The organism is Pseudomonas ulcerans (assembly GCF_036324125.1).
GTDB lineage: Bacteria > Pseudomonadota > Gammaproteobacteria > Pseudomonadales > Pseudomonadaceae > Aquipseudomonas > Aquipseudomonas ulcerans.
Map to the genome: position 1 here is coordinate 1 of NZ_JAZDQN010000009.1, position 14,160 is coordinate 14,160.

At 65.3% G+C, this 14,160-nt stretch carries 12 protein-coding genes; 2 read left to right on the forward strand and 10 right to left on the reverse strand.

Going from position 1 to position 14,160, the window contains the following annotated elements:
• Window positions 1–134 precede the first annotated feature (134 nt).
• The 4 genes from V0R59_RS10495 to V0R59_RS10510 all read right to left on the reverse strand — a co-directional run bounded on the left by V0R59_RS10495 (window position 135) and on the right by V0R59_RS10510 (window position 4,888).
• Entirely contained in the window at window positions 135–830 is a 696-nt protein-coding gene (locus tag V0R59_RS10495; protein WP_330073780.1) for a sensor histidine kinase, read from the reverse strand.
• Window positions 830–2,437 carry a response regulator gene (locus V0R59_RS10500; RefSeq protein ID WP_330073781.1) on the reverse strand — a complete coding sequence of 536 codons (1,608 nt, stop codon included), beginning with the start codon at window positions 2,435–2,437 and terminating at the stop codon, window positions 830–832. Before V0R59_RS10500 ends, V0R59_RS10495 begins: the two co-directional genes overlap by 1 nt.
• 79 nt (window positions 2,438–2,516) lie before the next feature.
• Window positions 2,517–3,602, reverse strand: coding sequence for a sensor domain-containing diguanylate cyclase (locus V0R59_RS10505; protein ID WP_330073782.1), 1,086 nt, complete (start codon window positions 3,600–3,602; stop codon window positions 2,517–2,519).
• Between the two features lie 83 nt (window positions 3,603–3,685).
• Complete coding sequence (locus V0R59_RS10510; RefSeq protein WP_330073783.1) at window positions 3,686–4,888, reverse strand: benzoate/H(+) symporter BenE family transporter; 1,203 nt, start codon at window positions 4,886–4,888, stop codon at window positions 3,686–3,688.
• Between the two features lie 199 nt (window positions 4,889–5,087).
• Between V0R59_RS10510 and V0R59_RS10515 the strand changes: the two genes are divergently transcribed.
• Complete coding sequence (locus tag V0R59_RS10515) at window positions 5,088–6,485, forward strand: aminotransferase-like domain-containing protein (RefSeq protein WP_330073784.1); 1,398 nt, start codon at window positions 5,088–5,090, stop codon at window positions 6,483–6,485.
• A gap of 18 nt (window positions 6,486–6,503) precedes the next feature.
• Here the strand turns inward: V0R59_RS10515 and V0R59_RS10520 are convergent, their stop codons facing one another.
• The 6 genes from V0R59_RS10520 to peaA all read right to left on the reverse strand — a co-directional run bounded on the left by V0R59_RS10520 (window position 6,504) and on the right by peaA (window position 12,242).
• Window positions 6,504–6,944, reverse strand: coding sequence for a type II toxin-antitoxin system YafO family toxin (locus V0R59_RS10520; RefSeq protein ID WP_330073785.1), 441 nt, complete (start codon window positions 6,942–6,944; stop codon window positions 6,504–6,506).
• Window positions 6,945–6,952: 8 nt separating this feature from the next.
• Entirely contained in the window at window positions 6,953–7,465 is a 513-nt protein-coding gene (locus V0R59_RS10525; RefSeq protein ID WP_330073786.1) for a hypothetical protein, read from the reverse strand.
• A gap of 242 nt (window positions 7,466–7,707) precedes the next feature.
• Window positions 7,708–8,829, reverse strand: coding sequence for a quinohemoprotein amine dehydrogenase subunit beta (peaD, locus tag V0R59_RS10530; protein WP_330073787.1), 1,122 nt, complete (start codon window positions 8,827–8,829; stop codon window positions 7,708–7,710).
• A 32-nt stretch (window positions 8,830–8,861) separates the two neighbouring features.
• The gene (gene qhpC, locus V0R59_RS10535) at window positions 8,862–9,185 is read right to left on the reverse strand and encodes a quinohemoprotein amine dehydrogenase subunit gamma (protein WP_330073788.1); all 324 of its coding nucleotides are present in this window, start codon (window positions 9,183–9,185) and stop codon (window positions 8,862–8,864) included.
• Between the two features lies 1 nt (window position 9,186).
• Window positions 9,187–10,617 carry a quinohemoprotein amine dehydrogenase maturation protein gene (gene peaB / locus V0R59_RS10540; RefSeq protein ID WP_330073789.1) on the reverse strand — a complete coding sequence of 477 codons (1,431 nt, stop codon included), beginning with the start codon at window positions 10,615–10,617 and terminating at the stop codon, window positions 9,187–9,189.
• A 47-nt stretch (window positions 10,618–10,664) separates the two neighbouring features.
• Entirely contained in the window at window positions 10,665–12,242 is a 1,578-nt protein-coding gene (gene peaA, locus V0R59_RS10545; RefSeq protein ID WP_330073790.1) for a quinohemoprotein amine dehydrogenase subunit alpha, read from the reverse strand.
• A 400-nt stretch (window positions 12,243–12,642) separates the two neighbouring features.
• Between peaA and V0R59_RS10550 the strand changes: the two genes are divergently transcribed.
• Window positions 12,643–14,136 carry an aldehyde dehydrogenase family protein gene (locus tag V0R59_RS10550; RefSeq protein WP_330073791.1) on the forward strand — a complete coding sequence of 498 codons (1,494 nt, stop codon included), beginning with the start codon at window positions 12,643–12,645 and terminating at the stop codon, window positions 14,134–14,136.
• Window positions 14,137–14,160 lie beyond the last annotated feature (24 nt).

Sequence of the window (14,160 nt, forward strand, 5' to 3'; positions counted from 1 at the left end):
CCCCCCCGCGCCCGCCCCCCCCCCCCCCCCCCGCGCCCCCCCCCCCCCCCCCCCCCCCCCCCCCCCCCCCCCCCCCCCCCCCCTCACCCCCCCCCCCCCCCCCCCCCCCCCCACCCCCGCTCCCACAGGGTCGGTTACGGCAGGTACAACCTGAACAGCCCGCCTCCCAGCGCCCCGCCATTGGCGATCTCGATCCGCCCCGGCACGCCGTTGCGCGCATGCAGCGCGGCGATGCGCGCGGCGAAATACAGGCCCAGCCCGGTGCTGGCAGTGCTGTGCTCGATGCCCTGCACGTACTCGTCCTGCTGGGCGATCATCGCTGCCGGGAAGCCGGCACCGTCGTCGTTGACGCTGATCACCAGCGCCTCGTTCTCCTCGCGCACGGTCACCAGCAGGGCATGCCCGGCATAGCGGGTGGCGTTGTTGATGATGTTGGAAATCACCGAGCCCACCAGCTCGCGGTCGAAGAAGCCCAGCGGCGTGGCTTCGTCGATCTCGTAGCGGGCGATGATGCCGCGGCTGTCGAGGATCTCCTGGTAGCCGGCGAGCAGACCGCCGATGAAGTCGTCGAGATCGTGGTAGTCGGGCAGCATCGGCAGCTGGTTGATCCCCAGCTTGTAGAGGCCGAGCAGTTGCACCAGCATGCCGTTGAGGTGGACGAACTCATGCTCGATCACCACCTGCTCCGGCGCCTGCTGATGCCCCTCCGGCAGGCGCGCCAGCCACTGGCTGTGCGCCTGCATGAGCATCGCCAGCGAGTTCTTCATGTCGTGCACGGTGGAGGCGATCACCGTGGAAAAATCCAGCCCCGATTCCTTGTCCCTGGACATCATGACCCCACAGCGCGAATGCGCAATTTACGGTAGCGCTCATAGCGCGGATCGGTGTCGGGAATGCCGGCCACCTTGGCCAGGCACTCGCGACACTCCTGCAGCACCGCCGCCGGCGGGTTCTCCCCACCCACGCGCAACAAGGCCTGGGCGGTGTTGAGGGCGATGCTGATGTTCTTCGATTGCAGCTTCAACGCCTTGCGGAACAGGTTCAGCGCTTCGTCCAGCTGGCCGGCCTGGTAGCTGCGCACGCCCTGGCGATTGAGGTCCACGGCTTCGTTGCCGGCGCCGAGGATGGCCGGGTCGTCGGTGAGCTTGGCGATGCTCTGCATCACGGCGTTGTCGTCGCCGTAGACCTCGACGCAGTTCTTCAGGATGTTCTTGCCGGCGTCTTCCTGGCCCAGTTGCTTGAGCTGGGCGGCGACCGCCAGGGCCGCCTCGGCGGAGAAGAACTGGTCCATGGTTTCCAGGCGCGCCATGGCGGCCTCGGTGAGCTTGGCGGCGGTCTCGGCATCACCGGCCTGGGCCACGCCGGTGGCCTTGATCAGGCGTGCGCGGACCTGCAGGCCCTGGTCTTCGGCGTACTGCTTGGCGACATCGCCGAGCACCTGGTTGATCTCGACCCGGGTGCGCGCGTCAAGGCCGTTGCCGGCGTTCTTCTGGATCAGCGCCTGGGCCAGGCCGAGGTTGCTTTCCGGGTCCTTGAAGCGCGAGTTCTGGCCCTGGCTGACGGCCTGGCGATAGGCCTTCGAGGCCCCGTCGAAATCGGCATTGCCCAGGGCCAGCTTGCCCAGCAGCATCTGCCGTTTCACCGCCAGCGGCGACAGGCGCACGGCATCTTCCAGCACGTGCTGGGCGCGACGGTTTTCGCCGCTGGCCATCAGCACCTCGGCGAGGCCGTCGTACAGCCCCGGCATCATCGAGAAGGCCTTGATCGCCTGCTCGTAGATCTCCTTGGCCTGGCTCACCTGGTTGCGCTTGAACAGCAACTTGCCCAGCGCCGAGTAGGCCCAGGGCGTCGGCCGGTTGGCGAGGATGGCCTTGAGAAAACGTTCCAGTTCTTCGTGGCGGTTCAGCGCGGCCATGGCATCGGCGCGGTAGCGCAGGCACAGCGGGGCGAAGCGCGGGTCTTTCTTGCACAACTGCTCGCAGGCCACCAGCACTTGCGCCGGGTTGCCGCGGTCGAGGGCCTGGAGAATCGGCTTGAGCAGGGTCTTGCGCTGCACCAGCTTGTCCAGGCGCTGGGTCAGGCCGAGGCGGTTGAACGGCTTGGTCAGGTAGGCATCGGGTTCGTGTTCGAGGGCGCTGAGAACCACGGCCTGGCTGCTCTCGGCGGTGATCATGACGAAGATCGCTTCGTGGCTGATCAGCTTGTCGAGCATCAGGTCTTCGAGGACCTGCTGGCCGTTCTTCTTGCCATCGCCCATGTGGAAATCGTGCAGGATGAAGTCGTAGCGCTTCTGCCCGCACATGCGGATCGCCGTCTCGCCGCTCTCGGCGGTGTCGACGTCCTTGATCCCCGCCTCGCGCAACATCGAACGCAACGACGTACGGAAATCGGTGAAGTCATCGACGATGAGAAAACTCTTTTGGCTGTAGACCAGCATCCGCAAAACCTGTCCTGGAAATTATTGAAACGCATACGACACACGAACAGGCCCGGCGCAACCCGCGAGGCCGCCCCGGTCAGGCATGACCGTCGGCCACCGCCAGCAACCCTTGGCTTCCCAGCCGGTACTGATTGTCGCCGCTGCGCTTGGCTTCATACATCGCCAGGTCAGCGGCGTGGAGCAGCGTATCCATGCCCGTGGCGTGCTGCGGGAATACCGCCACGCCCAGGCTGCTGCCCACCTGCAGGATGCCTTCGGCCAGGCTGATCGGCTCGGCCAGGGTGTCGATCAGGCGGCGGCACAGGGTGTGCAGCTCGGCCTCGTCACCCTCCCCCTCGGGCATGCCATCGAGGACCAGGACGAACTCGTCGCCGCCAATCCTCGCTACGGTATCGGCGGCACGTAGCATTTGCTTGAGCCGCCGGGCGATCAGCACCAGCACGCGATCGCCGACGGCGTGGCCATGCTGGTCGTTGATCGCCTTGAAGCCGTTGAGGTCGAGGAACACCAGGGTCACCCGGCCCTGGTGTTCCCGGGCCTGCTCCAGCGCCTGCAGCAGGCGGTGTTCAAGCACCAGTCGGTTGGGCAGGCCGGTCAGCGCGTCGCTGTGGGCCAGTTGCTGGAGCTGGCTGGCCCAGGCCTTTTCCTCGGTGATCTCGCGCACCACGCCGATCATCTTCACCGCCACGCCGTCGGCGTTGCACACGATATTGCCGGTCTCGCGCAGCCAGTGGATGCTGCCGTCGGGCCAGACCACGCGGTATTCCTCGTCGTGGTTGTCGCCGGTCTCGATGCAGCGCAGCTCGCCGGCGCGCACCTGGGCGCGGTCATCGGGATGCACGGCATTGCAGAAGCGCTCGTAGCTGGGGGTGATCTCGCCTACCTGGTAGCCGAACATGCCGAAGATGGCGTCGGACCAGTACAGGGTCTCGGTGTCGATGTCCCAGTCCCAGGTGCCGATGCGGGCGAAATACTGGCTGCGCTGGTAGCGCTCGCTGTCATCGCGGGGGGCGAAGGCAGGCGGGCTTTGCGGCTGGTTGTCGAGGCGGATCTGGCACACCGCCAGGCGCGCGCGCAGCTGCCGTTCGCGGCGACGGGCGCGCAGCAGCAGGACCAGCAACATCAGCGATGTGCCAAGGGCGAGCCAGTCGAAGGCGGTCATGGAACGGGGCCGGAAAGAGGAAAGCAGCACTAAAATAGCGAATTGCCACTATTGCCGTCCAATTTTCCGGCCCCGGGTGTGCGCTAGTTGGCAACCACGCTCGCGGCGGCAGCCTTGCGCTGGCGGCTCCAGTTCAGCGCGGCGTGCGCCACCAGGCCGAAGATCAGGCCCCAGAAGGCCGCGGCCAGGCCGAGGAAGCTCATGCCCGAGGCCGTCACCAGGAAGGTGATCAGCGCCGGCTCGCGCTGTTTCTCGTCGGCCATGGCGCCCGCCAGGCCGGTCATGATCGCGCCGAACAGGGCCAGCCCGGCGAGGGCGGCGATCAGTTCACGGGGCAAGGCGGCGAACACCGAGGCCAGGGTCGCGCCGAAGGTGCCCATGAGGATGTAGAACAGGCCGCAGGCGATCCCGGCGACATAGCGCTTGCCCGCTTGTTCGTGGGCTTCGCGGCCGGTGCAGATGGCTGCGGTGATGGCGGCGAGGTTGAAGCCATGGGAGCCGAAGGGCGCCAGCAGCACGGAGCCGAGAGCGGTGACCGCGAGGATCGGCCGGGCCGGGGTGCTGTAGCCGGCGCTGCGCATCACCGCCATGCCCGGCACGTATTGCCCGGTCAGGCTGACCAGCGCCAGGGGCAGGCCGATGTTGATGATGGCATGCCAGCTCCACGCCGGTGCGGTGAACTTCGGCTCGGCCAGGGCCAGGGTCAACGCCGAGGCGTTCAGTTGCCCGAGCGACCCGGCCACCACGCAACCAACGATCAGCACCGAGAGAATCGCGTAGCGCGGCGACAGGCGCTTGAACAGCAGGTAGCTGGCGAACATGGCCAGGACCAGCGCCGGCTGCAGCTTGATCGAGGTGAACAGCTCGGCACCGAAGCGGAACAGGATGCCGGCCAGCATGGCGGCAGCGATGGCCCTGGGCAGGCGGCTCATCAGGCGATCAAAGGCGCCGCTGAGGCCGACCACGGCGATCACCAGCGCGGCAACGATGTAGGCGCCGACCGCCTCGGCCAGCGACACCTGCGGCAGCATCGACACCAGCAGCGCCGCCCCCGGCGTCGACCAGGCGGTGATCACCGGCGCGCGCAGGCGCCAGCTGAGCAACAGGCCGGTGACACCGCTACCGATGGAAATCGCCCAGATCCACGACGACACCTCAGCCGGCGCCAGCTGCGCCTCGCGGGCGGCCTGGAAGACGATGATCAGCGGGCCGGCGTAGGAAATGATCACGGCGATCAGACCGGCGACGACCGCCGACAGCGAAAGGTCCTTCCTGAGGTGTTCCATGCAGTTCTCCCGGAGCGAAGCAGTAAATTGATTCGATTCATTTCAAATCTATTCGACTCAATCGACTCAATTCAATAGACTCAATTAAACAATTTGAAATATTCTCTCCGTCAACACGCCATCAGGATTGCGCCACGGCACAGGCCGATTGCTGCGATGTGATAGGCTCGGCGCACTTGTTTCCATCGGTAGTTCGTCCATGTGGGTCCCCCTGCTCAACGCCTTCAATCAACCCGTGTACCTGTCCATCGCCGACGCCCTGGGCCGTGATATCGCCAGCGGCGCACTCAAGCCGGGCGAACGCCTGCCGACCCTGCGCGAGCTGGCCCAGGCGCTGCAGGTCACCCCCGGCACGGTGAGTCGCGCCTATGGCGAGGCGCAACGGCGCGGGTTGTTGCAGGGGGAAGTGGGACGCGGTACCTACGTGCGGGCGACGCCGCTGGCCGAGCCGATCGCCGTGGAGCCGGTGGTGCAGCAGGGCAGCCTGTCGGTGGCCGCGCCGCTTCTTGACCTGTCGATCATTAAGCCAGCCAGCGACACCGCCTCCACCTGGCTGCGCGGCGCACTGGTGGAGCTGGCCAACGGCACCGACTTCGCCCAGGCCCTGGACTACGCGCCGGATGGCGGGCATCCGGTGCACCGCGAGGCGGGCGCGCAGTGGTTGCGGCAGTGGTTGCCGGATGCGGTCTGGCAGCAGGTGGTGATCACCGCCGGCGCCCAGCATGGCCTGCTGGTGGCGATCAGTGCGCTGACCGAAAGCAATGACCTGATCCTCTGCGAATCGCTGTGTTACCCGGGGATCATTTCCCTGGCCCACAGCCTGCAACGGCGCCTGCGCGGGGTGGAGATGGACGAGGAAGGCATCGTTCCGGCCTCGTTGCGCGAACTCTGCCAGCGCGAACGACCGAAGATGCTGGTGTGTGTCGCCACGTGCCAGAACCCGACCACGGCGACCATGTCGCACCAGCGACGGGCGGAGATTGCCGCGATCGCCGAGGAATTCGACTTCCTGATCCTCGATGACGACATCTACGGCTTCCTCGCCAGCGATACCACGCTACGGCCGCTGGCCAGCTATGCGCCGGAACGTTCTGTGTATCTCACCAGCCTGTCCAAATCGGTGCTGCCGGCGCTACGCATCGGCTATCTGTACAGCCCGCCGCGCCTGCTCTCGCGTCTGACCGCGATGGTGCGCAGCAGCGTCTGGATGCCCTCCCCGCTCACCGCGCAGTTGGCAAGCAACATCATCGAGCAAGGACTGGACCAGCGGCTGGTGAAGCTGCAACGGGAAGCGGCGGCGAAGCGCCAGGCGATGGCGCGTGAACTGCTGTCAGGCCTGAAGGTGAAGGCCGAGCCACACAGCTATCACCTCTGGCTGGAGTTGCCGGAGCCATGGAGCGCGGATGAGTTCGCCACCCTGGCGCGGGCGCAGGGGGTGAAGATTCTCAGCGGGTCGCAGTTCCAGGCGGAGCGTAGTGGTGACAGCCGTGGGGTGCGGGTGGTGCTGATGTCGCCGACCCGGGAGGATGAATTGAGGTTTGCGTTGACGCAGCTGGCGAGCCTGGCGGGGACGGCGGATCCGCGACGGTTTTACTGAGCCACGCTTGGCAACGGGTCAATTCTGCGATCGCCATTCGTTGGCCAGCCTGGACAGGTAGCGCATGATTTCCCGATCACGGGCCTTTCCGTGGGCATCAGGCCACAGGAAGGCCAATATCAGAATGCGGTTTTCGTAGAGTTCACCTGGAACATAGACCAGCGCGGCGTCTTCCCCTGGACGCCCTTTCCTGCACACCCGGTCCCGCTGCGCTACGCCCTGGCGAAAGCGGGCAGGTGGAATGCGTACATGAATATGCATCAGGCAGGCCTGCAACGCCGAGGCAGGCTGGGTGTAGGGCGCATCGCGCCCGAAGATCGCCGGAATATGCAAACGATCCGACTCGATGTACCGGATGAATTCAGCCTTCAAGGTTTCCGAAAGGCCGGGGTATCTGGCATCGACAGGAAGAAAGAAGACCTCGAATGTTTCTGGATGGAAGGAAACCTCGAAAGCCATTGGTTCCCTCAGGCGATTTTCGCAATCCGTTTCGTGGTGTGGTCCGCAAGGTCCCGCAGGGCTTGACGCTCTATCTGACTTGGGAACTCGTCGGGACGAACGAAGAACTGCCGGTACATCACGTCCATGGTTGCCAGGCGGGTTCTGACCTTCGCAACGGATCTGCGCAATTGCTCATGTTCGTTGCTCAGCGCAGAGGGAACCGGCGAATCGCGCAGTACTTCCTCAAGCTGACGGGTCGCCTTGAGGAGTTCCATATTGCGCAGGAAGTGTTCTTCGTCGATCGAGGTCAGGGTGGCAATCTTTTCCACGCTGCGCGCGTAGTGGGTATCAAGATCGTTCCAGCCGCTGGCCAGAGCCGCTATCACTGAACGGAGCTTGAGGACGGCCGGGGACTCGCTCGCGTAAGCCACTGGCGAGGGATCGCTGGTACGTTGTTCGGAGAGCGCAGCATAGTCGCTGATCAAGGCGAGGGCTGCGACAAACAGTGCAGAAGCAGGCGCATTCGCTTTGAGGGACATGGAAAGCTCCGTGATGATGACGTTGGCTTGGAAGCCAGGCAGGACCGCGATTATCGACCCCGGGTCAAATTAGTCAATTGCCGTCCCCGTGGTGTCCTGGTGACTGGGTATTACAAAACCCCGTATAGCCAGTATAGGTAAGACTGATGTCGATCCTCACCGCTCATCCAGGAACGAGATTTAAGACGAACGGTGGAGCGAGGAAATGAAAGCGGTCCCGAATCCGGGACCGCCAAGCATGCCTACCGCACAAACACCTGCGCCGTAGTAATCGCCATATCCCCACCCGGCAACTGGATCTTGCCCAACGGCTTCAAGCTGTCGGCATCGAAGATCGCCACGTCGTTGTAGGTCCCGGCCAGGTACACCTTGCTCCCCGCCTTGTTCATCGACACGCAGTAGTACGAGTGATCGAGGGTTGCGGCCTTGACCAGCTTCTTCTCCTTGATGTCGTACTTGGCCAGGCGGTTGAGCACGCCGTACACCACGTTCGGGTCCTTCGGCGAGCGCATGCCGCTGAAGTAGATTTCCGTCAGCGGACCGAAGTCCACGGTCTGGCTCTTGCCGGTCTTCAGGTCGATGCTGAAGAAGCCATACAGGTTCTCCGCCGTCGCCGGGTCCTGCTTGTCGTCGGTGAACCTGGCCGTTGTGTAGAGCAGCGAGAATTCATGCCGCCAGGTCTGCTGGTTCCATACGTAGAGCACGTCCGGCGCGCTGTAGTTGGGGCGCTTCCAGTTGCGGCTCGGCACGATGACGTCGAACTTGCCGGTCTTCACGTCGACCTTGTAGATATCGGGACCGGCCACGTACAACGTGCCGTCGTCACCACTCTGCATGATCGTCAGCTGGCGCGGCGCCGGGAAGCTGCGCAGCGGCTTGGCATCCAGCCCGCCATCGGTGCCGTAGACATCCAGCCGCGGCGGTTGCACTTCGTAGTGGTCGCTGAACAGCTTGGTCGGGTTGGCGACGGTGTAGATTTCCTTGCCGTCGTGGCTGACGGTGAAGGAGAACATCGAGCGCGCCTTTTCTCCCGGCTGCTGGGTGATGCTGGCGTGGAACACCTGCTTGCAGCTGTCCAGCTCGACGCCATAGATATCGGCGTAGTGGTTGTTGAGCACGTAGGCGATGCGCCGGTCCGGCGACATCTGCACCGAGCCCGGGCCAAAGGCGTCGGGCATGGTGCAGGTCTTGTACAGCTTGTCGCTGCCGAGGTCGATGACGTGCAGGTTGTTCGGGTAGTTGGTGACGGCCATGTACTCGTGGCCAGCCTTCAGCGCCTTGCCTTCGTCGGCGGCCTGGGCCAGGCCGGCGGTCGCGCCGAGCGCCACCAGGGCGGCCAGGCCGCGGGTTGCGATATGCAGCATGGAGATATCCCTCTTCTTGTTCGCCTGGGGGCTCATTTGTCGTCCGGGAACACGGTCCCGAGGTTGCGCCAGCCATCGCCGGAGGACTGTGCGTCCTTGTTCCAGTCGGGGAAGGTGCTCATCATGTCCGGCACCTGGGCCGGCCACCAGCAAGGGTCGGAGCAGCCGTAGAGGTCGGACTCCATCGGCTGGCACAGCGACGAGACGCCACCGAAGGCGTCGATTTCCCAGCCCGGGTCGGTGGTCGAGGCGCAACCGGCGACCGAGTTCATCGCCACCACTTCCTCGATGCGGTTCTCCTCGGCGGCCTGGTCCAGCTTGATCGCTTTGTTGTTGATCGGCTTGAGATGTTTCATGTCAGTGCACCTTGCGCGAGGTGATGTAGCGGCTGATGAAGGCCGGGTTCTCGGCCATGATCCGGCTGTAGACTTCGATGCCGAAGTCCACCCAGTCACGCATCAGTTCGCAATAGTGGTAGGTCGGATGGGCCGGGTCGCCGTAGCGGGCGTAGCTCTCGTGGTAGCAGCCGCCGGAGCACAGGTTGCGGATGCGACAGCTGTCGCAGCCGGTGTTGGTGCGGTCCAGGCGCTGGGAGAGAAAGTCGTTGAGCTCGACCTGCTTCACGCCGCTATGCACGTTGCCGAAGGTCGGCAGCGACGAGCCGGTGAAGCGGTGGCAGAGGTTCAGCTCGCCCTTGTGGTCCACCGCCAGCATCTTCAGGCCGGCGCCGCAGGGCAGCGCCTTCTTGTGGCCTTCGTGGATGTCGGTGAGCAACTGGTGCAGGTTGGAGAAGCCGATGTTGCGATGCTCCAGCGCCGCCTCCAGGTAACGCCGACCGAGGGCCTTCATGTTGGCGAAGACCTCCACCAGTTCCTCGCCACTGAGGTTGTAGGCGCTGACATCGCCGGAGGTCACCGGGGCAAACCCGACCTCGGCGAAACCCATCTCGTTGAACAGGTGGTTCCAGATGGTCTCGATATCGGTGACGCCCTTGGTCAGGGTCACCCGCGCGCCCACCGGGCGACTGTCGTAGCGCGACAGCAGCATGTCGGCCTTGCGCCGCACCACGTCGTAGGTGCCCTGCCCGCCCACGGTGATGCGATTGCGGTCGTGCACGGTCTTCGGCCCGTCGATGCTCACCGACAGCCCGAAGCGGTGGGCATTGAGGTAGTCGACGATCTCTTCGGTGAGCAGGGTGGCGTTGGTGGTCATGACGAACTCCACGCGCTTGCCCGCCTCGCTGAAACGCCGCTCGCAGTAGTCGACCATGTATTCGATCAGCTTGCGGTTGCTCAGCGGCTCGCCGCCGAAGAACACCACGGTGTACACCGGCTCGTCCGGCGACTCCTTGAGCAGCATCTCCACCGAGGCCACCGCCGTCTCGACGTCCATGCGCTTGCCCGCCGAGGGCTTGTCCAGGTCTTCCTTGTAGCAGTAGGTGCAACTCAGGTTGCAGCCGGTGTTGACGTTGAGCACCACGGTGTTCAGCGCCGTGCGCTCGACCCGCCGGGCGGAGATTTCCGGGGTCAGCGGCGAGCCGTCGCTGACCAGCTCCAGGGCGATCAGCTCGCGCAGCGTCTCGTTGATTTCCGCGCCGTCGAAACGCGCCGCCAGGCGCTGCACCAGGGCATCGCTGGAACAGCTTTCGCGGCGCAGTGCGTCGATGATTTCCCCGGTCAGGGCATCGCTGGCGAACAGCGAGCTGCTGGGGATATGGAACAGCATGCGGGCATCGTCGACCCGCACTTCATGCAGATTGCGTTCTACCAGGTTCAGGATGGCACCCATCACAACCTCCTCGAAAACTAAGGACATGGCCAGGTCACACCGCCGGATCACGGGATGGGCGGGTTGTTCCAGCGCTGGATGGTCACGATCATCTGGCCTTCGCCGGTGCGCGCCTTGCCGCCGTCGTCAACGGCGGCGATGACCTTGAGGTTGCCGGCGTTGTTGGTCGACATCTTGCGCGCCGGGTTCGGCCCGGCATCGCCCGGGGTGAACACGCCGCTGTCGGCCTGCATCACGCCGGCGAACTTGACGTCCTCGTCCTCACGCGCGCGTTCGTCGAAGGGCTCGACTTTCCACCTGGCCGGGAACACGCCGATGCGGTAGACCTTGCCATCGCTGCCCTGGCCCCAGGCCTCGGCGTCGAAACGCCCCTGGACCTTCGGCGTGGAGCCACCGTTGTCACCCACCCGTGCCACCGAGAACGCCGGCACCACCTTCACTTCGGCGATCTCGCGGTACAGCGCCAGTTGCTGGCCACCCAGCGCGCCGACCTTGACCTCCTGCAGGCCGCTGGCGGCGTCGGCGGCAACCTTGACCCGCACCTTGATGCGCTGCGAGGTGTTCTCGACCACTTGCAGCACTTCCACGCCCTTGCCGAACGACGGCGTACCGCTCAGGCCGCTGCCCACCAGGGTCAGCTCGCTTTCGCTGCCGGCCTTCACGTAGCCCGGCTGCACCGCCAGCAGGCGTGCCTTGCCCTGCTGCGCCGCGGTGAAATCGAGGCCGCGTTCGTCATGGGTCTTGTCGAACATGCGACCGACCAGTTGGCCGTCATTGGCCGCGAACACCTGGCGCATGCTCACGCCATCAATGTCCACCGTGCCGCGCCACTCATAGCCGCTGTACAGCACCGCGCTGCCCTCGCCCTTGAACGGCGAGCCATCGGCGTACTGGCCGTCGACGCTGACCTTGAAGCGGTCGCCGTCCTCGGCGCTGACCTTCATCACCCCGTTGAGCTCGCCCTTGCCCGGCAGATGGCCGCTGAAGCTCCAGTCGCCAGCCAGGGTCGCGGCCTTGGGCATGGATTTCTGCCAGTCGCTCCAGGCCTTGCTGTCCAGCGGGTATTTCTGCGCCAACAGCGGGACCATGTCCTTCTTCGCCAGGTCGAACCAGTCGCGGTCGCGGGACAGCGCCTGGTACTCCAGCGACGGCCATTGGCCGAGGTGGAAGTTGACCAGCCGCTCCCACTCCTGGGCCGGACGCCGCTGCAGGGCAATACGCGCGCCGGAGTGGCAGCGCGAACACATCTGCTTGGTGGGTTCCTCGATCTGCTCGACGGTGTTCAGCCGCCGTTCGAGGGCGTAGCGCACGCCGTCGGTTTCGCTGGGCGCCAGGCCCTGGGTATCGGCGAGGTACTTGACCAGGGTGCGACGGTCTTCGTCGCTGATCTGCAGTTGATGCATGGTCTGCATGCGGCCGATGGTCATCAGCCAGCCTTCCGGGGTCTTGCGCTGGTGGCTGATGCGGCTGAGGGCGTCGTTGCCCTCGGGCAGATGGCAACCCTGGCAGGTCTCCATCAGAATCTGACGGCCCTCACGGGCCTGGCTGACCTGCGGTTGCAAGGCAAGGCTGACGGCCACTGCCAGCAGACCACCGGCACTGGCGAACCTGAGTGTTCTCTTCATCGATGACTGACCTCCCACGGGGTTCTTTTTATTGTTCGTATCTTTCTCTTATAGGTCCCTTCCGCCGGCCACACAGGGCAGAGCACGCACCGAAGGGCCGCTTGCAAGGCTCGATACATATTGCGTGCCAAACGCCGAAAGCGCCGTTTCACGGGGCTTGCGGGCCACGCAGGACGCGCCTTGCGGCACGTTTCGCGACAGATGAGACAGGCTGAGACAGTTGTCGCAGGCCCATGAGACAGTCTCGCCCGCTGTCTCGTTTTGCGACGGGCGCGGCGACCAGCGCGCTTGTCGGACCTGCCCCGCGCCCCCGGATTCACCGGCCCCGCAATGGCAGCGGCGACCTTGGCACAGCCGTTGCGATGGCCCCGGCATTCACTCACAAGAACGAGGTCTGCCCATGTCCACCCCTGCCCCCCTGCACCCGGCCGTCGAGGCCTTTATCCGACGCGCGCCGACCATGCTGATTGGCGATGACTGGGTCGAGGCCGCCGACGGCGAACGCCTGACCCTGCGCAACCCGGCCACCGGCGAGGTGCTGTGCCAGGTGCCGGCGGCGACGCCCGCCGATGTCGCCCGGGCCGTGGCCGCCGCGCGCCAGGCCTTCGATGACTCGGCCTGGAGTCGCACCCGCCCGCGGGAGCGGCAGAACCTGCTGTGGAAACTCGCCGACCTGATGGAGCGCGACGCCGAGATCCTGGCCCAGCTGGAATGCCTGAACAACGGCAAGAGCGCGGTGGTGGCCAAGGTCATGGACGTGCAGTTGTCCATCGACTTCCTGCGCTACATGGCCGGCTGGGCGACCAAGGTCGAGGGCCACACCGTCGACGTCTCGCTGCCGCTGATGCCTGCCGACCAGTTCCACGGTTTCATCCGGCGTGAAGCGGTGGGCGTGGTGGGCGCCATCGTGGCCTGGAACTTCCCTCTGCTATTGGCTTGCTGGAAGCTCGGCCCGGCCCTCGCCACCGGTTGCAGCGTGGTGCTCAAGCCCGCCGACGAGACGCCGTTGAGCGCGCTGAAACTGGCGGAGCTGGTGCTGGAAGCCGGCTACCCGGCCGGGGTGTTCAACGTCGTCACCGGCACCGGTGCGATCGCTGGCGATGCACTGACCCGGGACCCTCGGGTGGACAAGCTGACCTTCACCGGCTCCACCGCGGTGGGCCAGCACATCGGCAAGATCGCGATGGACAACATGACCCGGGTGACCCTGGAGCTGGGCGGCAAGTCACCGACCATCGTCATGGCCGACGCCGACCTGGCCACTGCGGCTGCCGGCGCGGCCCAGGCGATCTTCTTCAACCAGGGCCAGGTGTGCTGCGCCGGCTCGCGCCTGTATGTGCACCGCAAGCACTTCGACAACGTGGTGGCGGATATCGCCGGCATCGCCAACGCCATGAAGCTGGGCAACGGCCTCGACCCGAGCGTGCAGATGGGCCCGCTGATTTCCGCGCGCCAGCAGAAGCGCGTGTTCGACTACATCGAGCAGGGGCGCGGCAGCGGCGCCACCATCGCTTGTGGTGGCGAGCAGTTCGGCCCGGGCTACTTCGTCAAGCCGACGGTGATCGTCGACGTCGACCAGAAACACCCGCTGGTGCAGGAAGAAATCTTCGGGCCGGTGCTGGTGGCCATGCCTTTCGATGACGAAGCCGAGGCACTGCGCCTGGCCAACGACAGCCCGTATGGGTTGGGTGCGAGCATCTGGTCCAACGACCTGGGTGCGGTGCACCGCATGATCCCGCGCATCAAGTCCGGCTCGGTCTGGGTCAACTGCCACAGCGCGCTGGATCCGGCGCTGCCGTTCGGCGGCTACAAGATGTCCGGCGTCGGCCGCGAGATGGGCGCGGCGGCGATCGAGCACTACACCGAGCTGAAGTCGGTGTTGATCAAGCTCTGAAGCATTCAGGTACCAGATGCTCAG